General features: G+C 44.6%; 25 protein-coding genes. 19 read left to right on the top strand and 6 right to left on the bottom strand.

Features of this window, described 5'->3' with window-relative positions; all coding sequences use genetic code 11:
• Positions 1–140 precede the first annotated feature (140 nt).
• Positions 141–1,805 (top strand): diacylglycerol kinase family protein, encoded by a 1,665-nt coding sequence (locus R7035_RS08385; protein WP_042522591.1) that lies wholly within the window; start codon positions 141–143, stop codon positions 1,803–1,805.
• A gap of 205 nt (positions 1,806–2,010) precedes the next feature.
• On the opposite strand, the gene R7035_RS08380 is transcribed toward R7035_RS08385, so the two are convergent.
• Together R7035_RS08380 and R7035_RS08375 are read right to left on the bottom strand one after the other, a co-directional pair.
• The gene (locus tag R7035_RS08380) at positions 2,011–2,409 is read right to left on the bottom strand and encodes a hypothetical protein (RefSeq protein WP_005379193.1); all 399 of its coding nucleotides are present in this window, start codon (positions 2,407–2,409) and stop codon (positions 2,011–2,013) included.
• Positions 2,410–2,557: 148 nt separating this feature from the next.
• Complete coding sequence (locus R7035_RS08375) at positions 2,558–2,995, bottom strand: DUF2383 domain-containing protein (protein WP_005379194.1); 438 nt, start codon at positions 2,993–2,995, stop codon at positions 2,558–2,560.
• A 360-nt stretch (positions 2,996–3,355) separates the two neighbouring features.
• Here R7035_RS08375 and R7035_RS08370 point away from each other — a divergent pair, with 360 nt between their 5' ends.
• Genes R7035_RS08370 through R7035_RS08355 form a run of 4 tightly spaced genes read left to right on the top strand, consistent with a single transcriptional unit; the run spans position 3,356 to position 5,597 of the window.
• Positions 3,356–3,604, top strand: coding sequence for a hypothetical protein (locus R7035_RS08370; RefSeq protein WP_005379196.1), 249 nt, complete (start codon positions 3,356–3,358; stop codon positions 3,602–3,604).
• Between the two features lie 48 nt (positions 3,605–3,652).
• Positions 3,653–4,165 (top strand): phage holin family protein, encoded by a 513-nt coding sequence (locus R7035_RS08365; protein WP_318146090.1) that lies wholly within the window; start codon positions 3,653–3,655, stop codon positions 4,163–4,165.
• Entirely contained in the window at positions 4,155–4,481 is a 327-nt protein-coding gene (locus tag R7035_RS08360; protein WP_005379200.1) for a hypothetical protein, read from the top strand. Before R7035_RS08365 ends, R7035_RS08360 begins: the two co-directional genes overlap by 11 nt.
• A 45-nt stretch (positions 4,482–4,526) precedes the next feature.
• Positions 4,527–5,597, top strand: a complete 1,071-nt coding sequence (locus tag R7035_RS08355; RefSeq protein ID WP_005379202.1) for an AI-2E family transporter — start codon at positions 4,527–4,529, stop codon at positions 5,595–5,597.
• 18 nt (positions 5,598–5,615) lie between these two features.
• On the opposite strand, the gene R7035_RS08350 is transcribed toward R7035_RS08355, so the two are convergent.
• Both R7035_RS08350 and R7035_RS08345 read right to left on the bottom strand, forming a co-directional pair.
• On the bottom strand, positions 5,616–8,063 hold the full coding sequence (locus R7035_RS08350; RefSeq protein WP_318146089.1) for an EAL domain-containing protein: 2,448 nt from the start codon (positions 8,061–8,063) through the stop codon (positions 5,616–5,618).
• A gap of 137 nt (positions 8,064–8,200) precedes the next feature.
• On the bottom strand, positions 8,201–9,163 hold the full coding sequence (locus R7035_RS08345) for a DMT family transporter (protein ID WP_318146088.1): 963 nt from the start codon (positions 9,161–9,163) through the stop codon (positions 8,201–8,203).
• A 168-nt stretch (positions 9,164–9,331) separates the two neighbouring features.
• Here R7035_RS08345 and rmuC point away from each other — a divergent pair, with 168 nt between their 5' ends.
• From rmuC to tatC, 7 genes are all read left to right on the top strand, one after another.
• Complete coding sequence (gene rmuC, locus R7035_RS08340; RefSeq protein WP_318146087.1) at positions 9,332–10,864, top strand: DNA recombination protein RmuC; 1,533 nt, start codon at positions 9,332–9,334, stop codon at positions 10,862–10,864.
• A gap of 77 nt (positions 10,865–10,941) precedes the next feature.
• A complete protein-coding gene (ubiE, locus tag R7035_RS08335) occupies positions 10,942–11,721 on the top strand; it encodes a bifunctional demethylmenaquinone methyltransferase/2-methoxy-6-polyprenyl-1,4-benzoquinol methylase UbiE (RefSeq protein WP_225468029.1) in 780 nt (259 codons plus the stop codon).
• An 11-nt stretch (positions 11,722–11,732) separates the two neighbouring features.
• A complete protein-coding gene (locus tag R7035_RS08330; protein ID WP_005379213.1) occupies positions 11,733–12,368 on the top strand; it encodes an SCP2 domain-containing protein in 636 nt (211 codons plus the stop codon).
• Positions 12,365–13,999, top strand: coding sequence for a ubiquinone biosynthesis regulatory protein kinase UbiB (ubiB, locus tag R7035_RS08325; protein ID WP_005379226.1), 1,635 nt, complete (start codon positions 12,365–12,367; stop codon positions 13,997–13,999). The genes R7035_RS08330 and ubiB overlap by 4 nt, the downstream gene beginning before the upstream one ends.
• A gap of 52 nt (positions 14,000–14,051) precedes the next feature.
• Positions 14,052–14,297: a Sec-independent protein translocase subunit TatA gene (tatA, locus tag R7035_RS08320; RefSeq protein WP_005382958.1), complete on the top strand. Its 246-nt coding sequence runs from the start codon at positions 14,052–14,054 to the stop codon at positions 14,295–14,297.
• 3 nt (positions 14,298–14,300) lie between these two features.
• A complete protein-coding gene (gene tatB, locus R7035_RS08315; protein ID WP_225468030.1) occupies positions 14,301–14,699 on the top strand; it encodes a Sec-independent protein translocase protein TatB in 399 nt (132 codons plus the stop codon).
• Between the two features lie 68 nt (positions 14,700–14,767).
• Positions 14,768–15,520, top strand: coding sequence for a twin-arginine translocase subunit TatC (gene tatC / locus R7035_RS08310; protein ID WP_005379234.1), 753 nt, complete (start codon positions 14,768–14,770; stop codon positions 15,518–15,520).
• Between the two features lie 458 nt (positions 15,521–15,978).
• Here tatC and R7035_RS08305 read toward each other — a convergent pair whose 3' ends face one another.
• A complete protein-coding gene (locus tag R7035_RS08305; protein WP_005379240.1) occupies positions 15,979–16,740 on the bottom strand; it encodes a TatD family hydrolase in 762 nt (253 codons plus the stop codon).
• 184 nt (positions 16,741–16,924) lie between these two features.
• Here R7035_RS08305 and hemB point away from each other — a divergent pair, with 184 nt between their 5' ends.
• From hemB to polA, 3 genes are all read left to right on the top strand, one after another.
• Positions 16,925–17,986: a porphobilinogen synthase gene (gene hemB / locus R7035_RS08300; RefSeq protein ID WP_318146086.1), complete on the top strand. Its 1,062-nt coding sequence runs from the start codon at positions 16,925–16,927 to the stop codon at positions 17,984–17,986.
• A gap of 127 nt (positions 17,987–18,113) precedes the next feature.
• Positions 18,114–18,548 carry a GNAT family N-acetyltransferase gene (locus tag R7035_RS08295; protein ID WP_005379245.1) on the top strand — a complete coding sequence of 145 codons (435 nt, stop codon included), beginning with the start codon at positions 18,114–18,116 and terminating at the stop codon, positions 18,546–18,548.
• Between the two features lie 619 nt (positions 18,549–19,167).
• Entirely contained in the window at positions 19,168–21,954 is a 2,787-nt protein-coding gene (polA, locus tag R7035_RS08290; protein ID WP_318146085.1) for a DNA polymerase I, read from the top strand.
• A gap of 747 nt (positions 21,955–22,701) precedes the next feature.
• Here polA and yihA read toward each other — a convergent pair.
• On the bottom strand, positions 22,702–23,361 hold the full coding sequence (yihA, locus tag R7035_RS08285; RefSeq protein WP_017635019.1) for a ribosome biogenesis GTP-binding protein YihA/YsxC: 660 nt from the start codon (positions 23,359–23,361) through the stop codon (positions 22,702–22,704).
• Between the two features lie 159 nt (positions 23,362–23,520).
• Here yihA and R7035_RS08280 point away from each other — a divergent pair, with 159 nt between their 5' ends.
• The 4 genes from R7035_RS08280 to R7035_RS08265 all read left to right on the top strand — a co-directional run bounded on the left by R7035_RS08280 (position 23,521) and on the right by R7035_RS08265 (position 26,654).
• Positions 23,521–24,138 (top strand): c-type cytochrome, encoded by a 618-nt coding sequence (locus R7035_RS08280; protein ID WP_005379248.1) that lies wholly within the window; start codon positions 23,521–23,523, stop codon positions 24,136–24,138.
• Between the two features lie 839 nt (positions 24,139–24,977).
• The gene (locus R7035_RS08275; protein ID WP_005379250.1) at positions 24,978–25,616 is read left to right on the top strand and encodes a class I SAM-dependent methyltransferase; all 639 of its coding nucleotides are present in this window, start codon (positions 24,978–24,980) and stop codon (positions 25,614–25,616) included.
• Positions 25,616–26,158 (top strand): Der GTPase-activating protein YihI, encoded by a 543-nt coding sequence (gene yihI / locus R7035_RS08270; protein WP_005379252.1) that lies wholly within the window; start codon positions 25,616–25,618, stop codon positions 26,156–26,158. Before R7035_RS08275 ends, yihI begins: the two co-directional genes overlap by 1 nt.
• Before the next feature lie 7 nt (positions 26,159–26,165).
• Positions 26,166–26,654, top strand: a complete 489-nt coding sequence (locus tag R7035_RS08265; protein WP_005379254.1) for a DUF2489 domain-containing protein — start codon at positions 26,166–26,168, stop codon at positions 26,652–26,654.
• Positions 26,655–26,669: the final 15 nt, after the last annotated feature.

Raw genomic sequence — 26,669 nt, 5'->3', positions numbered from 1 at the left:
AGTGTTGGACCTTTTCGTGCCATTTCGGCACGGGAAGGCACTCAATCAAGGCGTTTACTCAAGTTCATGTATCCAAGCTCAATCCCCCGCGTATTCTAACTTCCACTAAAAAGTGCACTCGCTGAAGGCAAGGAGAGCGAATGTTTATCATCAAATATTATATTCTTGGCGCTCTGATCAGTTTATTGGCCGCTATCTATACGCCTCAAATTATCGTTAGTCTGCTGTTCTTGTGGATATCTCTTTCTTTAGCGTTGGTCAGCGTAGCCTACGTATTCGACATTCCCTCTATTTTTAGAAAAAACCAAGATGGCAAGATTGTCAGGTGGATTCGCTGGGCATTCATCCCATTTTTATTGGGGGCTAGAGCGTATAACGCCTGGGAAAGACGGCGTGATACTGTACCTCCAATCCAAAAAGTCAGCGACAATTTATACCTATCTCGCCGTTTGTTTCAGAGTGACTTAGATTTTCTCGAATCCAATGAGATCTCTTGTATTGTCGATGTCACCGCAGAATTTGCAGGCCTTGAAAGCGCGATGACCGACAAGCAGTTTCATTACCTTTCGATTCCGGTACTCGACCACAAAGCCCCAACGCTAGAGCGCCTGCGCCATGCGATTAACTGGATTGATACTCAAATCTCGTGCTCGCGGGCAGTGGTTGTGCATTGTGCGTTAGGGCGTGGTCGTTCAGTGTTTGTTGTGGCGGCGTATTTATTAAGCAAAGACCCGTCACTGACGGTTGAATCCGTGATGAAAAAAATCAATGACGTACGCAGTACCGCGAGATTGAATAAATTACAGATTAGAACGTTACGAGCGATCAGTGAAAAAGGCGTGCTAGGGCTGGATCAATCCACTTGGATGGTGGTTAACCCTGTTGCAGGTGGCGGAAAATGGGAGGAAAACGAACAGCACTTGATTCGTGAACTAACCAAAAAATATCGCTTGAGTATTCATCAAACCACCACAAACCTCAGCGCCGAGCAGCTAACACAACAGGCAAAAGAAAATGGAGCTAAGCAAATCATCGTAGCTGGTGGCGATGGCACAGTAACAGAGGTGGCGAGCCAATTGGTGGATACCGACCTAAAACTCGGTATTGTTCCGCTCGGAACTGCCAATGCGTTATGTCATGTGCTCTATGGCGTTGGCGCAAAATTCTCACCGGTCGAAAAAGCGTGTGAAGCGTTGCTTGGCGGACACTGCCAACGTATTGATACTGCGGAATGTAATCAGCGGCTTATTTTATTGGTCTTAGGCATTGGGCTAGAACAGAAAATGATCGAGCACGCTCAGCGAGAAGAGAAAAATGTTTTTGGACAACTAGCTTACCTCACCGGCTTTTTTAATGCTGTAGTGGCGGAAGAAACGCAAGCTTTAACCGTTTCGTTAGACGATCCAACTGAAGATGGAAACCACGACAATAATACACAAACGCTTGAAGTCCATAGTTTTGTCGTTGCGAATATCGCTCCATTTAGTACGTTGCTTGCCCAAGGTGGTGATGCGCCGCAGCCTGATGATGGCAAGCTGCATATCACATATTTAGATAACACCGAGTCTTTAGGCGGACGTCTTATCGCATTGTCGGATCTGACATTAACGAGCGTAGGCGCACAGGAAGAATCGACACATTTTCAATACGCGACGGCTCAGAGCGTCACTATTTCTGCGAATAAACCGATTGAGTATGTGATTGATGGTGAACTGTATTCTGATGAGCAACTGGCAATCAAGCTGCGTCCAAAGTCATTGAACGTATTTGTTCCAAGCCAGAGACGTAAATCAGCTTCGCTTTAACACAGATAATCCGCGGATAACGCGCCATTTGCTTCGTATTCTACATGGCGCTTTTTCTGTGTTGTTTGATGATTTGGTGTGCGTCGTAAAAAGGCTATCAAGGTCGCTGCGTAGTAGATGCAGCGGCTTTTTTCTATCTGCACCTTTTACTAGGTTGATTGGGGATGAGGGTTAAACAAAGTGAAAGAAAGAAGGGCGAGTATAATTACTCACCCTGAGGTAAGTGCTTTTCAATTTCATCGTTTTCAACTTGTAAAGCAGCTAACCAATAAGAAACAAGTGCGGTTAAGTTGGTGTCGTCAATGGCTCTAAGCAGGGCTTTTAAATCATCTAACAGTAATTTATTCATAAAATGCATTTCTTTGTAATTGCCTAACTCGGCAACACCGTATTCGGTGGCATTTTCTGCAATGAATTGTTCACCATCTTGATCGAAGAACAGCTTCGCCATCTTTTTGATCATCACTTTTTCTATTTTCACGAATCGATATGCCGCTCTTGCGAGTGTCATATGTGATTGCGGGTTAACGAGAGGCAAACACGTTTGGCGATGGTGTGTCATTTTTACGAGTAGCTCCCTTACTCGATTGTTATCCAATGTCATAGTGACCTCTTTATTTATGACTATTGTCGTGGGACATTTCTCGTGATGGTTATGTTAATGCGCCTGTGGGCTTGTCAGAAATGGCCAAAGCAAGTTGGCCATTTCTTTGATCAATACCGAGCTTTATTGCAAAGGCGACCACCAAGTTTTAGCTAATAAGGCTGATGCTGCTGAGTTTTTCTTTGCAGCTTTTTATATCGCTACGAACTTTCAGCAGAACCGAGTTATCCGCCTGCTCTGGGTGGGAAGTAATCAAATTCTCAATCTCTTTGAGTACCTTGCTTTCGACACCTTCAAGCTGTTCTAAATACATAGACTCTTTGTCAGAGGACACTTCCTTCATCACGTCGCTGTAGACCTCACGCGCCTTGATGGTGTAGGAAACCGGAGTGTCGTCGGCAGATTCTTCATTGTTACTTGCTAGAGAGTAGGGAGTGAGCTCAATGACTGCACGCTCACGTACTCTGAGCAGTTCTACCAACACATTATTCAAAGAAGTGTTGTCGATGTTCTCGATGGCCTTGTTGTAAATTTCATTTCCGCTTTCGATAAGCTCAATGATTGAGGCGATGTTTTCATTTTTCATATGCCACTCCTTATTTACTGGTGATAGGGGTGTTTGAGCGTATGGAATACAAACACGATGTTCATCTTCAATTGCAGGTTGTATGCCAATGAGTTTTAAGTCTTATTAATCAGTGACTTAATGTCTTGTTTTGCAATAAATTGCTAACAGTCGGTAAGGCGCTAAGAAAAAATTACAAGAATGGCGGGGAAAGCCTGGAAAGAATTACACGTACAGATACGGCTTTTTATCGAAATAAAAATAAAATCAATAAAAAACAACAGCTTAAAATTCTGGCATGGATATGGCTTTGTAGGGAGTAAGTGAGGTCAAACATTGTTTCACTTGATTCACTATTCAACTCATTAATGGAGGCTAGTTATGGCTACTACAAAAGAAAGCACAGTAAAACCTCAAGAGCAGTTAGAAGAAGCATATCACTTAGCGGAACAAGCCACGACGGAAGCCGTTGGCGCGATGAAAGATCAAGCCAAAGAGAAGCTGGATGTCGGTGCACAGCAAGTTCAGCAGGCGACTAAGTCGGCAGAAAATGTAATCAAGGAGCGCCCATTGCTGAGCATAGGCTGTGCCTTCCTTGCTGGTTGGGCGGTTTCGAAGCTGATCAAATAATAGTGGTCACCAAGGATTAAGCCACACAACAGAAAGGCGAGGCTTCACATGAATAACTCAGGGCGAGTTACCAATCAGCAATCAGGCTCGGCGGCTTCAGACAGCGGCCGAGCCCCTGATGGGGCAGAAGAACAGGATATCCAACAAACCATTAATGGTTTGAGCAGCATTCTTGCGCAATTGGACCAACTGACGAAATCGCTAAAAGCATGGTCAGGTTCAACGTTGGATTTGTTCCTCTTGGAGATGAAAGTTAACGTGTCCGCAGTGCGTCAGATTTTGCTGTGTACCGTTGTTTTTACCCTATTGTCGGTATTGTTCGTATTCAGTTTGTGCCTTGCCTCTGGGGTGGTGGCTTATCAGTTAACTGCCAACGTATATGTTGCCGTGGGTGTATTTATCACATCATTAGGCTTGGCATTATTTGCTTTAGCCTGGTGGCAGAAGCGTTTAGTTGGATTTCTTGGATTCAAAAATACGACAGAACAATTACAGGAGGGGTGGGATGCGCTCGCTACAAAAGCTCAATCGAGCCATGCGGATCAAGCGGATGGAAGGTAAAGCATCTCTAGAGCAATGTTGTTTGTCGATGGAAATGTTCACGTTTACCACCAAGAAGTTTGTGAGAGAAAACCCTTGGACGACATTAGGCATTAGTGCTGTCGTTGCCGTTACCGCAGCAAAAGCAGGTCGATTGTCTCGACTGACTTCTTCTATTTCGTCAATGGGGCTATTGGTTAGCAGCGTGTCTGATATTACCGATTCGCTCACAAAGCCGGTCGCGGCAGCTTCTCTGGATGAGTCAGATGCGGAGCAAAATGGAAATGCAGCAACACAAGTAAGCAACGCTGCGACGACAGAGGGCGAACCACTCTAATAGCGGATTTCACCGCAAAATTTTCTTACCGATTCTGAGCTTATTATGACAGCGAAATTGAACATTCCTGCCAACACTGCGATTGGTGCAACGCTTCTCGTCCTGTTACTCGTCCCAGGGCTGTATTTTGCCAAGCCAATATTGTTACCTATTGTGCTTAGCACCTTTATTTCTCTGCTGTGCAGCCCTTTCATTAATTATCTTGAAGACAAAGGTTTACCACGTGCTATTACCGTCGTGTTGACGCTGTCATTCCTCGTTGGCGCCTCAATTATTGGTCTTGCCGCCATGTCGGAGCCCGCCAAGCAATGGTGGTCTGAGCTGCCCAGTATCGTGAAAAATGTGTCGCAAGAAGTAAGCGAAGTTACTAAAGCTTCGGCTGATCACCTTAATACTCCATTGAATATCGCCAACGATATGAGTATGGATGAGGTCGGGAACAACACCGTATTTTCTTTGGTAAAAACGCTCGCGACCACTACGCCGACGATTTTGACACAAGCGATGATCGTGCTGTTTATGGTTTACTTTATGCTCAATCATGGACGAAGCTTATTTCGAAAGTCAGTGTCTTACTTACATGGGTTCGCCAAACAGCGCCAAGCGATTGAGTTGGTCAAAGCGCTACAGAAAGACCTATCTCGATACATTGGCACCATCACTTTAGTGAATGCTGGGCTGGGGTTGAGTGTCGGGGCCGTGTTTTTTGTTCTAGGCCTTGAAGATCCATTTCTATGGGGCGCATTTGCAGGCGTGATGAATTTTGCGCCGTACCTCGGCCCTGTCATATCCATGGTGAGCTTTGGCTTTGTTGCTTATCTTCAGTTGGAGTCGGTCAGTTTTATGCTGACGGTGGTGTCTATCTATTTACTGCTCAATTTGATTGAAAGTCAGTTTGTTACACCAACACTATTGGGGAAAAGGTTTAACTTAAACCCGTTAGTGATTTTTGTTTGGCTTGTTTTTTGGGGCTGGCTTTGGGGCGGAATGGGACTATTGATCGGTGTGCCGTTACTGGTTTGTATCAATATTTTGGTTGATCGCCTAGAGCTATGCCAATCAACCCAAAATCAAGCAAAGCAAATCACCTCCGCGGACGTGGCACCGCGAGAGTGACTTGAGGGGCAAGCTGGTTCAACGAAACAGTTTTTCAGCGCTCACTGGCTGACTAAATAAATATCCCTGACCATAAATACAGCCTTTTTCGAATAAATAATCGGCTTGTTCCCGAGTTTCTATCCCTTCCGCGACGACTTTCAACGACAGCGTTTTTCCCATGGCAATAATGGCATTCACAATCGCGTTGCTGTCGCTATTACTTGGCACATCACTGACAAATGAGCGGTCAATTTTCAGTTTGTTGATTGGCAAACCTTTCAAGTAAGACAAAGACGAATAGCCAGTTCCAAAGTCATCCAGAGAAATCTCAATACCCAGTTCTCGTAATTGATTTAACGATGCAATGGCTTGTTGAGGGTCGATCAGTAAAAAGCTCTCTGTGATCTCCAAATCTAACCGTTGGGCAGGGTATCCGGTGTTATCGAGGATGGTACTTAATCGCTGAATGAAATTTGACTGCTGAAGCTGCAACGCAGAAACATTGACGGCGATTTTGCCAAACTCGATGCCCTGGTCCAGCCAAGCATTACCTTGCAAACAAGCTTGTTGTAACACCCACTCACCAATGCTTTGAATCAGCCCTGTTTTTTCTGCAATTGGAATAAAGTCTGCTGGTGGTACAAGGCCAAATTCTGGATGCTGCCAGCGTAATAAAGCTTCCACGCCGACAATCGTATTTCGTTCCAAGTTGTATTGCGGTTGGAATTCTAACCGGAGTTGTTGTTTTTCTATTGCTTGATGCAAAGCGGATTGAATGCGTACATGGGATACGGATTTATCGGTCAAATCCGGTGAGTAAAACGCGTAGCCGTTGCGTCCATTTTTCTTCGCTAAGTACATCGCGGTGTCTGCGTTTTTCAGTAAGGTTTCACTGTCTTGACCGTCTCTTGGGTACAAGGCAATACCAATACTGGTCGAGACACGAAGTGAGTCGTGATTTGCCAAGTCGAATGGTTGCTGGAATACGCTTAGAATATCGCCGACGGTTTCCAATAAGGCAACATCACTATGGATGTCTGGCAAAATAATCACAAATTCATCGCCGCCAATGCGAGCCACATGCGCATTGAGGTGAAGAACATCTTGCAGACGAATCGCTAACTTAGACAGCAATTGGTCACCACAGAAGTGGCCCATGCTATCGTTGATGTGTTTGAAATGGTCGATATCTAAGAATAGGGTGGCAAACGTCTGCTGGTTTTTGTGTCCGGTTTCGATGTGTTGCTCAAGTAAGCTGAGTAAATGGGTTCGATTAGGTAGATTGGTTAATGGATCGTAAAAAGCCATGCGCTGCAGCTTTTCTTCGTGTGCCTTACGCACAGAGATATCTTCAAACACACAAATGTAGTTAATAAGGTGGTTTTTATCGTCCATTACGGCGCTAATGGTCGCTAATTGCGGATAAATGCTGCCATCTTTCTTTCTGTTGATGAATTCGCCTTTCCATTGGCCTTTGTTTTCGAGTTGATGCCACAACTGTTGATAGAAACCTTGATCATGATGGCCTGAGCGCAGAATTCGTGGGTTTTTTCCTATCACCTCTTCAGAGCGGTAACCTGTAATTTGGGTAAAAGCCGTGTTTACATCAATGATGTTGGCATTGCGGTCTGTAATGACCATGCCTTCTTGCGAATTGTTGAAAATTTGGGACGCTAAGGAGAGCTGCGTTTCTACCATTTTTCGGCGGGTGATGTTACGTGTCATCCCCAGAATGCCGATTAAGTTTCCCGCATGATCACGGACAGGAGACTTAATGGTTTCTAGCCAAGTGGGGTTATTGTTTTCATCAATTTGACGGCATTCTTCAACAATATTTTGCGTGCCAGTGGCTACCACCAATTTATCGGCATCAATGAATTTTTCCGCACGTTCATGGCTAAACAGGGCAAAATCGTCTTTTCCAATGATTTCACTGTTGGTTTTTTGCCACGCGTTTTCTACGCTTCGGTTGGTCATCGAATAAAGGCCATCCATGCCTTTTATCCATACGTGGTCTTCAAGGCAGTCGATAAACTCTTGTAGTGTTGGTGTTGGCTTTATTTCGGCGCTTTGATGTCGCGTTTGTTCTTGCTGACAGTGCAAGTTGATATCAAAGCTGATCCGCCCCGCGATTGCGCTTAGCCATGCCGAAACAACCGTTGATTGATCATTAGTGTGAGTCAGTGTCAGTACGGCAATCAATTCGCCATTAGGTAGCCAAATCGGTCCAATGCTCAAGGTTTGCTCTTCAAAGGGGGTATGGCTAACTGTAAAATCTGTCGGCGTAAAGTGATCGACAACTTGCGTTATCACATCGACGATAGCACGATGATTTTGGGTTGAGGTGGACACCTCAGTCGATAGCCACTGCTGAGTATCGCTCAGAGTATAAAGCTGTCCCTGAGCTTGAGTTACATTACAGCATTGTCGCAGAACGTGTTGCCAGTCTGCCATCAAAGGCGAAGGAATAGCGAAGCGAAACATAATTAATAACGAGTCCTAAATCGCCCAAAGGTAATTATATTAGAATCTAGCGTAAGCTATTGGGCTTTGTGAGTATCGTATCCAACGCGTAGCTAAATCCTAGCAGCGTAAAGTGCTTTCTATCATTAAAATGTTATCTATATCTCTTTTTTATCCAACTTATTGCATCGTTTTTTAGGGCTTTTGATAGGTGATGAAGAAGCGTTTACCGCTTTGGTTTTCTTGCCCCATGAGACTTGCTGAATGACTAAGCCACTGATGATCAATACCAGGCCAATCAAGGTTGAAGGATGAATTTCTTCGCCGATGATGGTAGCTAACAACATGAGTGAGATAAATGGAGAAGCAAAGATCAGATTACTGATACGCGCGGTGTTTTGCGTTGATTTGAGTGCGCTCAGCCACAAAACGAAAGTGATCCCCATTTCAAACAGTCCGACATACGTCACCGCTGCCCAGCCTTTAACTGAGATCATCTGCCAGCCAGCACCTTCATAAAGACTTAAACCAATGGCGAATGGAATAGCGACCAAAAAGCCGAGCAGAACGCCAACCACAGGGTCGGCCTTATTTTTGGTATTTAAAATCCAGTAACCGGCCCACAGCAGCGTTGATAGCAGCGCAAGACCAACACCCAACGGGCTCTCAAATTCCATGCCTAAAAGATTGCCTTGTGTGGCAATCACTATCACGCCGACATAACTAAAACCGCAAGCCAGCCAGTCCTTACCACGGATCTTTTGTCCTAAGAAAACAGCGGCCATTAGCGTTAAGGTGATGGCCCAGCTGTAGTTGATCGCTTGAGCCTGAGATGCGGGCAGCAAGTCATATGCTTTGAACAGAATAACGTAATACGCCAAAGGGTTAATCAACCCAAGCAGTAGGTAATACCAAGGGTTTGAGAAAAATGTAGCGCTTAACTGGCCCAGTTTACCTTGCACACCACAGATTACTGTTAACGCAATCGCAGAGACGATGCTGGCAATGCATAGCATTTGAATCGGCGTAAATTCTGCCAACGTGAGTTTAAATGCGGTTGCAACGGTAGACCAAAGTAATACTGCTGAGAGCCCAAATCCTAGGGCGCGACGCTCGTTCATGATGCCTCTGCGTGATGATGTGCCGCTCGGTTTGGATAATTTGAGCGGAAGAAAGAATATTATAGGAAGGCCTAGTGTATGCGAGGATTTTTCATCCAACAAACTGGACATTTATCCAGTGTCTAAATACCATTGTTATAGATACAAAACACAGGCTAACTCGCTATTATGCAATGGATTCTTGAGTACCAATCTCTCATTCTCTCTTCTCTTTGTGCTGCCACGCTTAGTGGTGTCGCTGCCGGTTGGTGGGTGAAACAGCGTTTTATCACCCAAACTCAGCTTCTCGAGCAACAACTTTTTTCAGAAAAACAGCTTCATCAACAGCAACTTGAACAGGTCAAGCAAAGCCTTGCCGATGCCCAGCAAGAGTTGGATGAATTAGATGATGAGCGCGATAAAGCCGCGTTTGAAGTACGCCAAACACATGGAAAGCTGATGGCAGCAATGGAAAAACTGCGTTACTTCGAGGCTGTAAAGCAAGAGCGCCAGCAATACTTTGATGAGCTTGGTCAAATGCGTGAACACAAATCACGTCTAGAAACGCAGCTGCGTGAACAGCAAGCTCGCCATGAGCAAATTAACCAAGCTAATGCCGAAAAACTGCAAATTTTAGAACAAGCGGAAGCACGCTTGAAACAACAATTTGAGCACTTGGCCAACCAATTGTTTGAAGAAAAAACCGCGAAGGTCGATTTGCAAAACCGTCAGAGTTTAGAAGGCTTGTTGTCACCGCTTAGAGAACAGTTAGAAGGGTTCAAAAAGCACGTTAATGACAGCTTTAGCCAAGAAGCTAAAGAGCGCCATACCCTAGTGCATGAGCTGAAAAACCTGCAACGTTTGAACGAGCAAATGACGCGTGAAGCGGTTAATTTGACCCAAGCGTTGAAAGGGGACAACAAACAGCAAGGTAACTGGGGCGAAGTGGTGCTCGCTAGGGTACTTGCCGAATCTGGCTTGCGTGAAGGGCACGAATATCAGACTCAGGTGAACTTACAAAATGAAGCAGGCAAGCGTTACCAACCTGATGTCATTGTGCATCTCCCACAAAACAAACAAGTGGTTGTGGATTCTAAAATGGCGCTGGTTGCCTATGAGCGCTACTTCAACGCCGAAACTGATGCTGAGCGCGATCAGGCTTTGAATGCGCACTTAGCTGCTCTACGTGCACATATCAAAGGGTTAAGCATGAAGGACTACCACAAACTCAAAGGTATTCAGAGTTTGGACTATGTTCTGATGTTTATCCCGGTTGAGTCGGCGTTCCAAGTCGCGATTCAAGCCGATCCAAGTTTGATCAAAGACGCGATGGAGCAAAACATCATTTTGGTGAGCCCAACAACGTTGCTGGTGGCATTGCGCACCATTGATAATCTATGGCGCAATGAACGCCAAAATGAAAACGCCAAAATGATTGCGCAGCGTGCGACAAAACTCTACGACAAATTACGATTGTTTGTAGACGACATGGAGGGGCTCGGTGGTGCGCTGGATAAGGCGAATCAAAGCTATCAAGGTGCGATGAACAAGCTTGCCACAGGGCGCGGAAATGTGATTCGCCAAGCCGAAAGCTTTAAACACTTGGGAGTTGAAATTAAACGACCGATTTCTTCCGACCTCGCGCAGTTAGCGCAGAGTGATGCATTTTCAGAAAATGACCCGTTAGTAGAAAGACATCCGGCTGAGGATAAAGTAAACTAATCGCCCGCAGTGCAGTGGGCGATTTTATTTGTCAACAAACGCCCCGTAGAGGAAAGCGCTGCCTAAGAGGAATTAGAATGACGGACACAAGTTTGCAATCCAATACAGCGTTAGAGAATGAAACCACTCACTTTGGTTTCTCTACAGTGGCAAAAGACGAAAAAGTGACTAAGGTTGCCGAAGTATTCCACTCCGTGGCAACAAAATACGACATCATGAATGACCTGATGTCAGGTGGTATTCACCGCCTTTGGAAGCGCTTCACTATCGATTGTAGTGGCGCTCGCCCTGGCCAGCGTATTCTTGACCTAGGTGGTGGTACGGGGGATTTGACGGCGAAATTCTCGCGTATTGTTGGCGATGAAGGCCATGTCATCCTTGCCGATATCAATAACTCAATGCTTAACGTTGGTCGCGATAAACTGCGTGACAACGGTATTGTGGGTAACGTGCATTACGTTCAAGCCAACGCAGAAGAACTGCCGTTCCCAGATGATTATTTTGATGCCATCACCATCAGTTTTTGTTTGCGTAATGTGACTGACAAAGACAAAGCGCTTCGTTCAATGTTCCGCGTACTGAAGCCAGGCGGCCGTCTATTGGTGTTGGAATTTTCAAAACCAGTGCTAGAGCCGTTATCGAAAGTATACGACGCATATTCATTCCACTTGTTGCCGAGAATCGGTGAGCTAGTTGCGAATGACTCAGAGAGTTACCGCTACCTAGCGGAGTCAATCCGTATGCATCCAGACCAAGAAACGCTGGAAGGCATGATGCAAGAAGCAGGTTTTGAAAACACCAAATACTACAACTTAACTGGTGGTATTGTGGCTTTGCATCGCGGTTATAAATTCTAAGGGTTAACGGCATGCCATTTGAACCACTTATCACCGCTGTGATTGAAACGTCACTGAATACACTGATCAAAGACGACCCTGCATTGGGCCGTCGTTTAGCGCGTCTAAAAGGTCAAGTTATTCAAGTTCACCTGAAAGAGATCAATAAAACACTGACATTCGTTTTTAGTCAGCAAATTGATGTGCTCGGTCATTACGAAGGGCAGCCTAACTGCTATCTATCGCTCAACTTGAGTGTGTTACCAGAGCTGCGCGATCAGGCCAACATCACTCGTCTTATTAAACAAGATAAACTTGAACTCGAAGGCGATATTCAATTGGCGCAGAAATTCTCTCAGTTGATGGTGGATTGCAAACCAGATGTTGAAGAGTGGTTGTCTCGCGTGACTGGCGATGTCGCCGCACATACCTTTGTGCAAGGTTCAAAAAACATCGGCAACTTTCTTGCGTCTCAAGCAGAAAAACACCAGCGTCATCTTGCGCAAGTAGTGACTGAAGAATGGAAACTGGCTCCCGCTCCGTTAGAAGTGGCCTATTTCTGCGACCAAGTTGATGAGGTTCGCAGCCAGGCTTCTCGCATTGAAGCTCGTTTAACGGCTTTGCTGAATAAGCTGGATGCAGATAAGCCTGCATTGGAGAAACCATGACGCCAGCAGAACTAAAGCGCTTATACCACATCGCCAAAGTACAACTGGAATACGGCTTAGATGAGTTGCTTCCCGATCACCAACTGACCAAAGCGCCGCTTTTACTGCGCAAAAGCTTGTTTTGGATTAAGAACAAGCACCCAGAAAAACCACTCGGTGAACGTCTGCGTTTAGCACTGCAAGAGCTGGGGCCGGTTTGGATTAAGTTCGGTCAGATGATGTCGACGCGCCGTGACTTATTTCCTCCGCATATCGCTGATCCCCTAGCTTTACTTCAAGACCAAGTCGCTCCTTTTGATGGCGAGTTGGCAAAAAAGCAGATGGAGCAAGCATTAGGTGGTCCGTTAGAAAAATGGTTTACCGAGTTTGATATCAAACCACTGGCGTCTGCGTCGATTGCTCAGGTACATACTGCGCGCATAAAAGACACTAACCAAGAAGTGGTATTAAAGGTTATCCGCCCAGATATTCGCCCAGTCATTGATTCAGATCTAAAACTGATGCACCGAATGGCGCGTATAGTCGCCGGAGCGATGCCTGAAGCACGTCGTTTAAAACCAGTTGAAGTCGTGCGTGAGTACGAGAAAACCCTGCTTGATGAACTCGACTTGCGACGTGAGGCGGCGAATGCCATTCAGTTGCGCCGCAACTTTGAAGGCAGCGAAGAATTATATGTTCCTGAAGTTTTTCCCGACTTCAGTAATGAAACTGTCATGGTTTCTGAGCGAATATATGGCATTCAAGTCTCTGATATTGAAGGCTTGAAAGCAAATGGCACCAATATGAAATTGCTCGCGGAACGCGGTGTGAGTGTGTTCTTCACTCAGGTGTTCCGAGACAGCTTTTTCCATGCCGATATGCATCCGGGTAATGTGTTCGTCAAACCCGAACATCCAGAGAACCCAATGTGGATAGGGCTAGATTGCGGAATCGTTGGTACACTTAATAGCGAAGACAAGCGTTATCTGGCGGAAAACTTCCTGGCGTTTTTCAATCGTGACTACCGCCGAGTGGCGGAGTTACATGTGGATTCAGGATGGGTGCCTGCGGATACCAATGTCGATGAGTTTGAGTTCGCGATTCGCATTGTGTGTGAGCCTATTTTTGCTAAGCCATTGTGCGAAATCTCCTTTGGTCATGTGTTGTTGAATTTGTTCAATACGGCACGTCGATTCAATATGGAGGTTCAGCCACAGCTTGTACTGTTGCAAAAAACGCTGTTGTACGTGGAAGGGCTTGGTAGGCAGCTATATCCTCAACTTGATTTGTGGGAGACCGCAAAACCATTCCTGGAAGAATGGATGATGAATCAAGTTGGGCCGCAAGCTCTAGTGAATGCGATTAAAGACCGCGCACCATTTTGGGCAGAGAAATTACCTGAACTGCCAGAGCTGCTTTACGATAGCCTGAAACAAGGTAAAGCGATGAATCAACGTATGGATCAGCTTTATCAAGGGTATCGCCAGAGCAAGCGCCAGCAGGCGACAGGAAAGTTTTTGTTTGGCGTTGGCGCGACTTTAGTCGTATGCTCGGCAATATTGGTGAACGATGCTTTTGAGCAGCTTTCGTTGGCCTGCGGTATCGCAGGTGTCACATTTTGGCTGCTTAGTTGGCGAGCTTATCGTCAATAGACGTTAAACTCTTGAAATATTTTTGTTTGTTTAAAGACCCGAGGTAAAGAGAATGGGTGGTATCAGTGTTTGGCAACTTCTAATCATTGCTGTAATTGTTGTATTGCTATTCGGAACAAAGAAACTACGCGGTATCGGTGGCGATCTGGGTGGTGCCGTTAAGGGCTTCAAAAAAGCGATGAGCGAAGATGAACCTGCGAAAAATGACAAAGACGCAGACTTCGAACCAAAAAGTCTAGAAGAGCAGCAGAAAAAAGAAGCTGCTCCTGAAACGAAAAAAGACAAAGAGCAGGCGTAAAACGTGTTTGATATCGGTTTTTGGGAACTGGTATTAATATCTGTTGTTGGTCTGGTCGTTCTTGGGCCGGAGCGTTTGCCTCATGCTATTCGCAGCGTGTCTCGCTTTATCGGTGCCGCTAAGAGTATGGCAAATAGCGTCAAAGACGAATTGTCACACGAGCTGAAAGTCCAAGAGCTGCAAGAAAACTTGCGCAAAGCAGAACAAATGGGGATGGATGATTTGTCCCCTGAGTTGAAATCTTCAGTTGAAGAGTTGAAGAAGGCAGCGCAATCTGTAAATCGTCCTTACGCAAAGAACACCGATTCAGAGGCTGAGCCTGTAAAAACAGAGCTAGCAGCAGAAAAGGTAGAGAAAGCGCAAGAGAGCAAGGTTACAGCGGCAGATAAGAAAGCCGAATAGTCTCATTAGGAGGAGCTACTAGTGATTGGTAGCTCCTTTTTGATCTGGTTTTTAATAAGAGGTTTGCCATGTCTACCGTCGAGCAGACACAACCTTTAATTAGTCATTTGTTGGAGCTTCGCAACCGACTACTGCGCTCAATCCTCGCAGTGTTGGTCGTGTTTGTCGGACTAATTTATTTCTCTAACCACATTTACGAGTTTGTTTCCGCACCTTTAGTAGAACGTCTACCTGAAGGCGCGACCATGATTGCTACGGATGTAGCGTCACCTTTTTTTACGCCACTTAAGCTGACGTTAATTGCTTCGGTATTTATTGCGGTGCCGTTTATTTTGTATCAAGTTTGGGCCTTTGTAGCGCCAGGTTTGTACAAGCATGAACGTCGATTGATCATGCCACTGCTGTTCTCTAGTTCGCTATTGTTCTACTGTGGAGTGGCATTTGCCTACTTCGTGGTATTTCCATTGGTGTTTGGCTTCTTTACCGCCATCTCTCTTGGTGGAGTAGAGTTTGCAACTGATATCTCGAGTTATCTCGACTTTGTGCTGGCGCTATTTATGGCGTTTGGTATCGCATTTGAGGTGCCTGTTGCGATTATTTTGTTGTGTTGGACTGGGGCCACTACACCAGAAGATTTAAGACAGAAACGTCCTTATATTATAGTGGCTGCGTTTGTCGTAGGTATGGTGTTAACGCCACCAGACATGATCTCGCAAACCTTACTCGCTATTCCGATGTGTTTACTGTTTGAAGTCGGTTTGTTCTTCGCGCGTTTTTATACTCGTCGAAGCGAAGAAGTAGAAGCGGAAACCGAAGAATAAGGCTAATCTAGATGTGAAAAGCGGCTCAATTGAGCCGCTTTTTTTGCGGTTGGTTTTTTCTTGGGCTAATTACTTAACTTTCATGACGTAACCACATTTTGTGCATACGTATACTTCCTTGATGCCCAGCAGCTTTTGAAAAAAACTGCGCGGTACGCGTTGTAAGTAAGCACCATGTGTACACACTTCAACTTCCATATTCATGCTGTTTTACATTTGTGCTAATTAATGGGCGTAAATCAGTATAGAAAAATAATGTGTCGAGTTGTCGACAGTTTTGCAAAGCGGACGAAGTAAAGTGACGATATGAGAAGTAAGTAGAGTTGCTAGTTAATTATTATGTTTATCAATAATTTTGTATGGATTGTTCTACTATTTCAACGGGTTGAATCGTTCATTCAATAGTTTAGGTGATAAAAAAGCGACGTTGATTTCGTCGCTTTTTCAATTCTCGTGAATTAAATATTAAACAGCTTTTTGGCATTCTCAGTCGTTATGGCATCGATGGTTGCGATGTCGACATCACGCAAGTCGGCAACACGTTGTGCAACGAGAGAAGTGTAGGCTGGTTCATTACGTTTACCACGGTGTGGCACCGGCGCTAAATATGGACAGTCGGTTTCTAAAATGACCCACTGCATATCCAAATGTGGAATGACTTTATCCATCCCGCCATTCTTAAAGGTTGATACGCCACCCAAGCCTAAGTGGAAGCCTAGCTCATTGATTGCTTGTGCTTCTTCTAAGCTGCCTCCAAAACAGTGGAATACACCACGCAGACGACCATCTTGCTCTTGTCGTAGCAAAGTGAGTGTTTCTTCAATCGAATCACGAGTGTGGATAACGACCGGTAAATCCATCTCTTTTGCCCAGTTAAGTTGAGCTACGAACGCCATTTCTTGCTCAGCACGATAGGTTTTGTCCCAATACAGGTCGATACCGATTTCGCCCACCGCAATAAACTTGTGTTTCTCAAACCAGCCGCGGATGATCTCCAACGTTTGCTCAACGTTGTTATCCACATAGCAAGGGTGCAGCCCCATCATTGAGTGGCATACGTCAGGATATGCCGCTTCGGTTTTTAGCATGGGCTCAATTGAGTCCAGATCGATGTTTGGCAACAGGATTTTATTAATGCCTTGCGTTAAGGCGCGTTGTACTACTTCATCGCGGTCGTTATCAAATTCGCTAGCATAGATGTGCGCGTGGGTATCGATCATCGTTACTCTCTGTGCTTCATGGTTGGTTTCGTATTCGAAGTATACTTGAGTGTGAGTGCTGGGTCATTTTCAGTTTTTTTCATTACCTTTTTCCAGATTGTCACTCGCAACATGCATCAAGAGTGATATGATTTTGTTCACCAGATGATTTGATCATCATAACCGTCCAGACAAGGAGAAAATGGTGTCTGTATCAATTCAAGGTCCATTCCCTGCACGCCGTATGCGTCGTTTACGTAAGCACGATTTTAGTCGTCGTTTGATGGCTGAGAACCAACTTTTTGTTAATGATCTGATTTACCCAATGTTCATTCTTATGGGTAAAGATCGTCGTGAGAGCGTGGAGTCCATGCCGGGTGTAGAGCGTTTGTCGATTGATTTAATGCTAGAAGAAGCACAATACCTTGCAAATCTAGGCGTTCCAGCAATCGCGCTTTTCCCTGTCGTAAACCAAGACGCTAAAAGCTTATGTGCTACTGAAGCCTACAACCCAGAAGGTTTGGTTCAGCGAGCAGTACGAGCGCTTAAAGAACACATTCCTCAAATTGGTGTAATCACAGACGTGGCACTCGACCCATTCACGACACATGGCCAAGACGGCATCATCGATGAAGATGGCTACGTAATGAATGATGAAACCACAGAAGTATTGGTTAAGCAGGCTTTGTCTCATGCAGAAGCGGGTTCTGACGTAGTCGCGCCTTCAGACATGATGGATGGCCGAATTGGTAAGATCCGCGAAGCATTAGAAAACGCGGGCTACATTCATACTCAAATCATGGCTTACTCGGCTAAGTACGCATCGAACTACTACGGACCATTCCGTGATGCGGTTGGCTCTTCTTCAAATCTAAAAGGCGGCAACAAGAAAAACTACCAAATGGACCCAGCAAACATTGATGAAGCGATTCACGAAGTGGCGCTAGACATCAATGAAGGTGCGGACATGGTGATGGTTAAACCTGGTATGCCATACTTAGATGTAGTTCGCCGAGTAAAAACTGAACTTCAAGTACCGACATTTGCTTATCAAGTCTCTGGCGAGTACGCGATGCATAAAGCGGCGATCATGAATGGCTGGCTCAAAGAGCGTGAAATTGTGATGGAATCACTATTGTGCTTCAAACGTGCAGGTGCAGATGGCATCTTAACGTACTTTGCGAAAGACGTTGCTGAGTGGTTGGCAGAAGAGAATGCACAAACTGCTCAACACCTAAATCGTACTCCGGAAGCGACAGAAGAGTAATTATCGCTCAGTGAGAAATACCAGACCAACAAGAGTTGTTCGTCTGTATATACCCAAGTAACCTCAGGCGGATTACAACAGTAACAATCCAAGGTGCTTGGGTATTTTTATTTTGGAGAAGAGAACAATGACAATGCTGATTCGTGAAGGCACATTGGAAGAAGCACTTCAAGTTGTGGCGCGTGTTACCGAGTTTTCGAAAGGAGAAACGGTAGACTCCATGACTCAACGTTTAGAAGAGAAAAACAGTTTAATCCTCGTTGCAGAAAAAAATGGCACGATTGTCGGCTTCAAAATAGGTTACGAATTAGAGGATGGTGTTTTCTATAGCTGGTTAGGTGGTGTTGTCCCTGAAGCTCGAAATGAAGGCGTGGCACAGCTGCTTTTGGAAGCTCAAGAGGATTGGGTGGCAGAACAAGGCTACAACACATTAAAAGTGAAATCTCGAAACCAGTTTCCGGCTATGCTTCGCTTGTTATTGAGAAATGGCTATATCATTGAAAAATTTGAAGAAAAAGTAAATCTTCGAGAGTCTCGAGTGCATTTCATTAAAGCAATGTGAAAATAAATGAGATTTTTTCTCATTTAACTGTTGACTACGAAATGAGAATCATTATTATTAAACCTGTCTTAGGGAATGAGGAAAGTTCACAAGGACGTTGAGTGACTTATTAACAGAAGTTAATTAACTGAAAGTTGAGAAGTGATGAAACATTTTTCCGAGAACTTGCACGAATTCTTTTTGACACGACATTGCTCACATTGCTTCCAGTGTAATTTATAGCTTCTTGGTTAAGCTGCTCTATTTACAGAATTTGCTTTACCACTTCTGCTAGGCGACCCCATTCGGGTCGCTTTTTTCTTTTCTACGATTTCTATTTGACGTCACTATTAATATCTTTTCCACATGCGATGATCATTTTAGGATCGTTGATCTTCTCGCCGTTATGCGGATTTATTTTTATAAATCAATGGCTTGAGTTGGTGTTTTCTTGTGTTTTTTGTTATTGGATAACCAGTGGATAATTTCTATAAACAGAGTTATCCACAGGAGGTGGTGTTTTCGTGAATAAAGTCGGAAAAATTTACGCGACCTAGATCGAGCGAACAAGATAGATTCAGATCAGCAGTCATGGCATCCTAGGCAGATCTCTCAAGTACTGAATTGGATACAGACAATTATGGCAAGTATTCCTGAAAATCCGTTGATCCTTATCGACGGCTCTTCTTACCTATATCGCGCTTTTCACGCCTACCCGGGCACCATGAGCAATGGTGAAATTCCAACTAATGCCGTTTACGGCGTCGTGAACATGTTACGCAGCATGATGCGTCAGTTTGCGTCTGAGCGCATCGCGGTGGTTTTCGATGCAAAGGGAAAAACCTTTCGTGATGATATGTATGCAGAATACAAAGCGAATCGTCCGCCAATGCCGGATGACCTGCGTTGTCAAATTGAACCATTACACAATGTTATTCGTGCAATGGGTTTGCCGCTGATCTGTGTTCCTGGCGTCGAGGCGGATGACGTCATCGGTACGTTAGCATACCAAGCATCACAAAAGGGCATGCCTGTATTGATCAGTACTGGTGATAAAGACATGGCGCAGCTAGTGGATGATAACATTACCTTGATCAACACCATGACGAACGTCGTAATGGATCGTGAAGGTGTGGTTGAAAAGTTTGGCATTCCACCTGAGTTGATCATCGACTACTTAGCACTGATGGGCGATAAAGTAGATAACATTCCTGGTGTACCGGGTGTCGGTGATAAAACAGCGACCGCACTACTGCAAGGTATTGGTGGTCTGACGAAGTTGTATGAAAACCTCGATGATATTGCAGGGCTTGGTTTCCGTGGTTCTAAAACCATGGCGAAAAAGCTCATCGACAACAAAGAAAATGCCATGCTTTCGTATGAGCTCGCGACCATCAAATTGGATGTTGAGCTTGAGGAAACGCCAGAATCATTGCTGAAAGCGGAACCAAATAAAGACGAATTAGTGAAGCTGTATGGCCAACTGACGTTTAAATCTTGGTTGAATGAACTACTTGAAGGCGGTTCTGGATCTGTGGAGGCCGCAGAGCTTGCAGGATCTTCACAAGCTTCTTCTTCTCAAGCCGAGATGGAAACTTCTGCGGTAACAATCGATCGCAGCCAATATGAAACAATTCTGGATAAAGAAACCTTCAATGCTTGGCTAGATAAACTTCAAACGGCTGAGCTGTTTGCATTTGATACGGAGACCGATAACCTAGATTACATGCTAGCGAATCTAGTTGGTTTGTCATTCGCTGTCGATGAAGGTATTGCGGCTTATGTGCCAGTTGCACATGACTATTTAGATGCGCCTGAACAGCTTGATCGTGATTGGGTACTAGAACAGCTGAAGCCAATTCTTGAAGATGCAGCGAAAGCAAAAGTCGGTCAAAACTTAAAGTATGATGCGTCTGTACTCGCTCGTTACGACATTGAGCTAAAAGGTATTAAGCACGACACGATGTTGGAATCGTATATCTACAACAGTGTCGGCGGTAAACACGATATGGACAGCTTGGCGCTTCGCTTCCTACAGCACAGCTGCATTTCTTTTGAGCAAATTGCAGGTAAAGGCAAAAATCAGCTTACGTTTAACCAAATCGAACTGGAACAAGCATCGCCATACGCGGCAGAAGATGCGGATGTGACCCTTCGTCTGCACAATCGCTTGTTTGCTAATATCGAGCAGGATGAAAGCCTGAAGACAGTTTACGAAGAGATTGAAATGCCGTTAGTGCCAGTTCTTTCACACATTGAACGCACTGGGGTCTTTATTGATGAAATGAAGCTAAGTGCGCAGTCGGTCGAGATTACCGCTCGCCTTGATGAGCTTGAAAAGAAAGCGTACGAAATTGCTGAGCAAGAGTTTAATATGAACTCGCCAAAGCAATTACAAGCCATCCTATTTGAAAAAATGGGTTTACCGGTTGTGAAGAAAACGCCATCAGGCACACCATCGACGAATGAAGAAGTTCTGCAAGAACTCGCGCTAGACTACCCACTACCAAAGCTGATTTTGGAATACCGTGGTCTGGCGAAGTTAAAATCAACTTACACCGACAAACTGCCGAAGATGATCAACCCATCAACGGGACGCGTGCATACTTCTTACCACCAAGCAGTGACTGCAACGGGTCGTCTATCTTCTACTGATCCGAACTTACAGAACATTCCAATTCGTAACGAAGCTGGCCGTCGTATTCGTCAAGCGTTTGTCGCGCCATCAGGGCATAAAATCTTAGCGGTCGACTACTCGCAAATCGAACTGCGCATCATGGCGCACCTTTCTGGCGACCAAGCTTTATTGAATGCATTCCGTGATGGCAAAGATATCCACGCGGCAACCGCAGCAGAAATCATGGGTGTTTCTATTGAGGATGTTTCAAGTGAGCAACGTCGTCGTGCGAAAGCGGTTAATTTCGGTCTTATTTACGGCATGAGTGCGTTTGGTTTGGCGAAGCAATTAGGCATTCCTCGTGGTGAGGCTCAAGCGTACATGGATACATACTTTGAACGTTACCCAGGCGTGATGCAGTACATGGAAGACACACGCAGCACAGCAGCAGATAAAGGGTATGTTGAAACGATTTTTGGTCGACGTTTGCATTTGCCAGAAATCAAATCGCGCAACGGGATGCGTCGTAAAGCTGCTGAACGTGCGGCAATCAACGCACCAATGCAAGGTACGGCAGCGGACATCATTAAGAAAGCGATGCTGTTGGTTGATCAGTGGATTCAGGAAGAAGGCAATGGTCGTGTGAAGTTATTAATGCAAGTACACGATGAATTGGTCTTTGAAGTTGAAGAGTCATCATTGTCCGAAATTGAAAGTAAAGTACAGAAATTGATGGAATCTGCAGCAGAGCTAAAAGTACCGTTGGTTGCAGAAGCAGGTCACGGTGATAACTGGGATCAAGCTCATTAGTCACTTTTAGACCAAAATAACCAATTAATTATGAGCCAGCGCACAAACGCTGGCTTTTTTTTGAGATTAAAAAAGCTAGCGCAAAGTTAACTTTGATGTTGCTTAATAAAAATTTCATGAAAAAAAACTACAAAAATTCTTTGCAATTCTGACCAATTGTTGTACATTAATACTCGTAGGGTACAGAGGTAAGATGTTCTATCTTTCAGACCTTTTGTTTCACGTTATTGGATTAGGCTGATTCAGCCGCCCCAGTCAGTTTTTGACTGGGGCGTTTTTTATTGGGCGAAAGAAAATTATTCTTTTGGATCAGCAGCTTAAAGTTAGCCTTCAAAAACCTTCTTTTTTGACCTTTCTAAGTTACTGCAAAATCTCGATTTTTCCTTCAAATTTATTGCGTTATTCATCCTGTAAATTTACGCCAGTCACACTATTATTTTTTCTTGAAAGAAACTAAGTTACATCTTTTTGAAGATTTGCTTGGCTTAACTGTCTGAATTGTAACGCTATTGGGTGTTTTTGGAGTGAATGTTTGGTGATACACAGGAAACAAGAGCGCTTTTTAACCTATTGAAATCGAATCTCAGTTCAGCAATGCTTCGTCACATAACAATAATTACCAATTTTTCTCTCCCGTTATCCCTGCCAGGAAGGCGGGGATTTTTATTGCCTGTTATTTAGTTCAGATAAACAAAAGCCCCACCAAATGGCAGGGCCGTGTCGAAGAAATTTAACAAATATTGTTAATTATTCTTCATCGCTCGCTGGTATCTCTTGTTCGTCTTCTTCTATCAGGTGTGCTAGTGCTGGTGCAAACCAGGTATCCAGTTTTGCACGTAGCTGATCGACACCTAATCCTTTAAGTGAGGAGAACACATCAACAGAAACGTCACCACCGAAAGTTTCTACTTGCTTACGAACTTTCAGTAGAGTTTGTTTGCGTGCACCACTTTTTAGTTTATCTGCTTTGGTTAGCAAAACTTGCACAGGAATGTGGCTATCGATGGCCCAGAAAATCATTTGTTGGTCGAGATCTTTCATTGGATGACGAATGTCCATTAGAACCACTAAGCCTTTTAGGCACTCGCGTTTCTGTAGGTATTCACCCAAAGATTTCTGCCATTTGTTTTTCATTTCTACCGGTACTTGAGCAAAACCGTATCCAGGTAGATCGACAATGTGACAACCTTCTTCTACTTTGAAAAGGTTGATTAATTGCGTACGACCAGGTGTCTTTGATGTCTTGGCTAAGCTTTTTTGATTAGTTAGACGGTTAAGTGCACTCGATTTACCAGCGTTTGAGCGTCCTGCAAACGCAATTTCGACACCTTCGTCTTCCGGCAGGTGACGAATATCGGGTGCGCTGGTGATGAAATGCGTATTTTGGTAATGAATTTTTACGCTCACTGTTAACTCCATCTCGACTTTGTGTAGTCGATTGATTACTTTTTTGTGAAAATGTGTAAAATAACCGTGCTCGGCATAAGGTCGCCTATTGTACCATGAGTGTACGCGGTATGTTCACATTCCGTGGTACTGGAAGCTTGATAATTATAATGGAATGTCATGAAGAAATTAGCGCTAATTTTGAGTCTTTTAGCCAGTTGCTCAGTATGGGCCCAAGGTAATATTGAGGCTGGTAAAGCAAAATCACAAACCTGTGTCGCCTGTCACGGAGCAGATGGCAACAGTGCAATAACAACGTACCCGAAACTCGCAGGCCAACACGCTAAGTATCTTGAGAAGCAGTTAAAAGAACTTAAGCTAGGCATGACAAGTGGTGGTAAACAAGGTCGTTACGATCCTGTAATGAGTGGTATGGCAATGCCACTGAGCGATGAAGATATCGCAGACCTATCTGCTTACTACGCTTCGCTACCAGTTTCAGAAAACTCAACACCTGAAGATGTAGTAGCAAAAGGCAAAACGCTTTATACCGCTGGTGATGCCGAGCGTGGCCTAACCGCATGTATTGCATGTCATGGTCCTCGTGGCAATGGTACTGAGCTTTCAGGTTTCCCGAAAATTTCTGGTCAGCATGCTGACTACATCAAAGCTCAGCTAGAAAAATTCCGTGATGGCGACCGTGGCAATGATATGAATGCCATGATGCGCGACATCGCGAAGAAAATGACAGACGAAGATATCGAAGTGCTGTCTAAATACGTTGGCGGTCTGCACTAATATACCTAAATCGCTCAAGATCCTGCATCTTGAGCTGGTTGGGTAGATGTCCCTACATCGTTCGAGCAACTTGTACAAAAATGCCCTAGTGAATCCACTAGGGCATTTTTGTTCGTGACAGATATCACAGTCGAGTTTGGATACGAAAGCGATAGTTGGCTCGGCAGTTTGTGAGACATTTGCCATACTTGATGTTGGCTTTTTCTTGTTAGTGTTTTTAAGTTTTTGATTAAATGATAATTTTGATTTTTTAGAAAAATAGGCGGATTTTTTTTCAACCCATTACTTGTGAGCATAACGGGATGGCGTAAAGTAGAAGTCGTTCACAGGGGGGTGAATGTAAGGATTGAAGACCACGGTTTAGGTCTCCAAGGATGTAGCTCGGATGCTTGGTGATTTAGAAAGGGATTTAGATAGGTAGGGAGCCTATCAGATAAGGATGGTCATCTCGTCTGACGGTTAAGACAGTGAAACGGATCAGGCACAGGAAGTTGCTCAGTAGACAGGAAGTAAACGGATAGCCAAAACTCATCAGGAAGATGAAAAACAACTCTTTTTGGCAGGGAAAGCTCTAAAAACAAAGGGATCATTGGTGCACCAAATGTGTGCAACACAGTTTCGCCAATTGATGGCACTTAGAAAGCGACAGTCTGACTGTCGCTTTTTTTATATCCGTTGACTTGCTCAGTCGTAACTTGAATTGAGATTACAGCACTTACTTTAGCTTTATAGGTTGTAAACAAAGTTTTTTAACAAAAATTGCTGAAAAAATACTCAACAACACTCCAATCCGAGTTCACTTTCTGGTATGTTTCGCATCCCTGTTTGAGGAAGTCAGCATGCATACCTGTCCTTTATGCCAAAATCAGCGCACTCACCATTATTTTGAAGATAAGCGTCGTGAATATCTTCAATGTGAGCAGTGCAGCTTGGTATTCGTAAATCCAGACCAACGTTTGGATGCGGAAAGCGAAAAAGCTCACTATGATTTGCATGAGAACAACCCCGATGATTTGGGTTACCGACGCTTTTTGTCGCGTATTGCTGACCCGATCACAGAGCGAATTTCTCCACAATCAAATGGTATCGACTTTGGTTGTGGTCCTGGCCCAACGCTCTCCTTGATGCTGGAAGAGGCGGGGCACAACATGGCGTTGTACGATCTCTACTACCACCCTGATACGTCGGTTTTAGAAAAAACGTACGACTTCATGACAGCAACAGAGGTGATAGAGCACCTCTACCACCCAGATTTGGTGTGGAAGCAATGGTTGAATTTAGTTAAGCCAGGGGGCTGGATAGGCCTGATGACGAAAATGGTCATCGACGTGGAGGCTTTCAAATCATGGCATTATAAGAACGATCTCACTCACGTAGTGTTCTTTAGTCGTGACACGTTCCAGTTCCTAGCAGAGCGGGATAAGCTCGAACTCGAATTTATTGGTAATGATGTAATTTTACTGAGGAAACCCCAGTAATGAGCCGTAGTAAAAAATCTAGAAAACCAGGTGCCGCTGGTGCACCTGAGTTTGTTGTAACTCGTAACCGTACAGAATCTGATGTGGAAGGCCGCTTACGCAAGCGTGCTAAAAAGCGTAAAGGTCTGAAAACGGGTAACCGTAACTCAGAAGTTAACGAGCAGAAAAAGCAAGCTGCTGCACAAAATCGCGACCCGCGCTTAGGCAGCAAAAAGAAAATACCTCTGATTGTTGAACCTGCGAAGAAAATGACGAAGCAAGAGCGTCGTTTGTCGGCAGAGCAAGAACTAGAGATGCTAGAAAATGACGCGCAATTGAACGTGTTGCTAGACCGTATTGAAGCGGGTGAAAACCTGGGCACAGGTCTACAGAAATTCGTCGATGAGAAACTCGATCGCATTGAGAAGCTAATGGACCAACTAGGTTTGTTGGAACCTGAAGAAGAGGAAGACTTCACTGCACCTGCTGAGAAAAGCACGCGCAACGATGATGACTTGCTGGCAGATTTCGACGACATTAATTTCGACGACTATAAAGGATAATTAAGCTATGAATGTAACCTTATTAGCTATTGCTGGTGTTGTGATTATCATCGCACTCGCTTCTTATGCAGGTTACCTTCTGCTTCAATTGAAAAAGCAAAAGGAATTGCAGCTGAAGCATCAAAAATTGGCGATAGACAAACGTAACGCCAACATTTTTGAGAATGTGCATACCTTGTGTCAGGCGGGCATTCAAGGGCAGTGCGATTTATCTGAAATCAGTATCCGTGTGTATAACATCATGGATTATGTACAAGGTGAAGACCGCGTTGATTTCGATAAAACGTACCCTGCGATTTCTGAGCTTTACCACATAGTGAAAGATATGGCGCGTGGCGAAGAACGCCAACAACTTGCCAAGAAAGAGCGTATGCAACAGAACTTGACGCGTCATAAAGCGGAAAGCCGCCTCACTGATGCGATTATTGAGGAGCTCAAAGTGTTGCAGAAAAACGTCCAGCCACTGAATAATCAAATCAATATTCAGATGATTTAAGCGCGACCCCCAATA

The sequence above is a fragment of the Vibrio sp. 1731 genome, assembly GCF_033339955.1.
GTDB classification, from domain to species: domain Bacteria; phylum Pseudomonadota; class Gammaproteobacteria; order Enterobacterales; family Vibrionaceae; genus Vibrio; species Vibrio alginolyticus.
This window is presented reverse-complemented; position numbering and strand designations above follow the sequence as displayed.

Excerpts from the sequence above, each read along its gene's own strand:
- R7035_RS08380 (WP_005379193.1), bottom strand. The coding sequence starts at position 2,409 with ATGACATTGGATAACAATCGAGTAAGGGAGCTACTCGTAAAAATGACA.
- R7035_RS08385 (WP_042522591.1), top strand. The coding sequence starts at position 141 with ATGTTTATCATCAAATATTATATTCTTGGCGCTCTGATCAGTTTATTG.
- R7035_RS08280 (WP_005379248.1), top strand. The coding sequence starts at position 23,521 with ATGAAGAAATTAGCGCTAATTTTGAGTCTTTTAGCCAGTTGCTCAGTA.
- polA (WP_318146085.1), top strand. The coding sequence starts at position 19,168 with ATGGCAAGTATTCCTGAAAATCCGTTGATCCTTATCGACGGCTCTTCT.
- R7035_RS08330 (WP_005379213.1), top strand. The coding sequence starts at position 11,733 with ATGCCATTTGAACCACTTATCACCGCTGTGATTGAAACGTCACTGAAT.
- yihI (WP_005379252.1), top strand. The coding sequence starts at position 25,616 with ATGAGCCGTAGTAAAAAATCTAGAAAACCAGGTGCCGCTGGTGCACCT.
- R7035_RS08345 (WP_318146088.1), bottom strand. The coding sequence starts at position 9,163 with ATGAACGAGCGTCGCGCCCTAGGATTTGGGCTCTCAGCAGTATTACTT.
- R7035_RS08375 (WP_005379194.1), bottom strand. The coding sequence starts at position 2,995 with ATGAAAAATGAAAACATCGCCTCAATCATTGAGCTTATCGAAAGCGGA.
- ubiB (WP_005379226.1), top strand. The coding sequence starts at position 12,365 with ATGACGCCAGCAGAACTAAAGCGCTTATACCACATCGCCAAAGTACAA.
- tatA (WP_005382958.1), top strand. The coding sequence starts at position 14,052 with ATGGGTGGTATCAGTGTTTGGCAACTTCTAATCATTGCTGTAATTGTT.
- R7035_RS08355 (WP_005379202.1), top strand. The coding sequence starts at position 4,527 with ATGACAGCGAAATTGAACATTCCTGCCAACACTGCGATTGGTGCAACG.
- R7035_RS08365 (WP_318146090.1), top strand. The coding sequence starts at position 3,653 with ATGAATAACTCAGGGCGAGTTACCAATCAGCAATCAGGCTCGGCGGCT.
- R7035_RS08305 (WP_005379240.1), bottom strand. The coding sequence starts at position 16,740 with ATGATCGATACCCACGCGCACATCTATGCTAGCGAATTTGATAACGAC.
- R7035_RS08275 (WP_005379250.1), top strand. The coding sequence starts at position 24,978 with ATGCATACCTGTCCTTTATGCCAAAATCAGCGCACTCACCATTATTTT.
- R7035_RS08265 (WP_005379254.1), top strand. The coding sequence starts at position 26,166 with ATGAATGTAACCTTATTAGCTATTGCTGGTGTTGTGATTATCATCGCA.
- R7035_RS08360 (WP_005379200.1), top strand. The coding sequence starts at position 4,155 with ATGGAAGGTAAAGCATCTCTAGAGCAATGTTGTTTGTCGATGGAAATG.
- R7035_RS08350 (WP_318146089.1), bottom strand. The coding sequence starts at position 8,063 with ATGTTTCGCTTCGCTATTCCTTCGCCTTTGATGGCAGACTGGCAACAC.
- R7035_RS08295 (WP_005379245.1), top strand. The coding sequence starts at position 18,114 with ATGACAATGCTGATTCGTGAAGGCACATTGGAAGAAGCACTTCAAGTT.
- ubiE (WP_225468029.1), top strand. The coding sequence starts at position 10,942 with ATGACGGACACAAGTTTGCAATCCAATACAGCGTTAGAGAATGAAACC.
- tatC (WP_005379234.1), top strand. The coding sequence starts at position 14,768 with ATGTCTACCGTCGAGCAGACACAACCTTTAATTAGTCATTTGTTGGAG.
- rmuC (WP_318146087.1), top strand. The coding sequence starts at position 9,332 with ATGCAATGGATTCTTGAGTACCAATCTCTCATTCTCTCTTCTCTTTGT.
- R7035_RS08370 (WP_005379196.1), top strand. The coding sequence starts at position 3,356 with ATGGCTACTACAAAAGAAAGCACAGTAAAACCTCAAGAGCAGTTAGAA.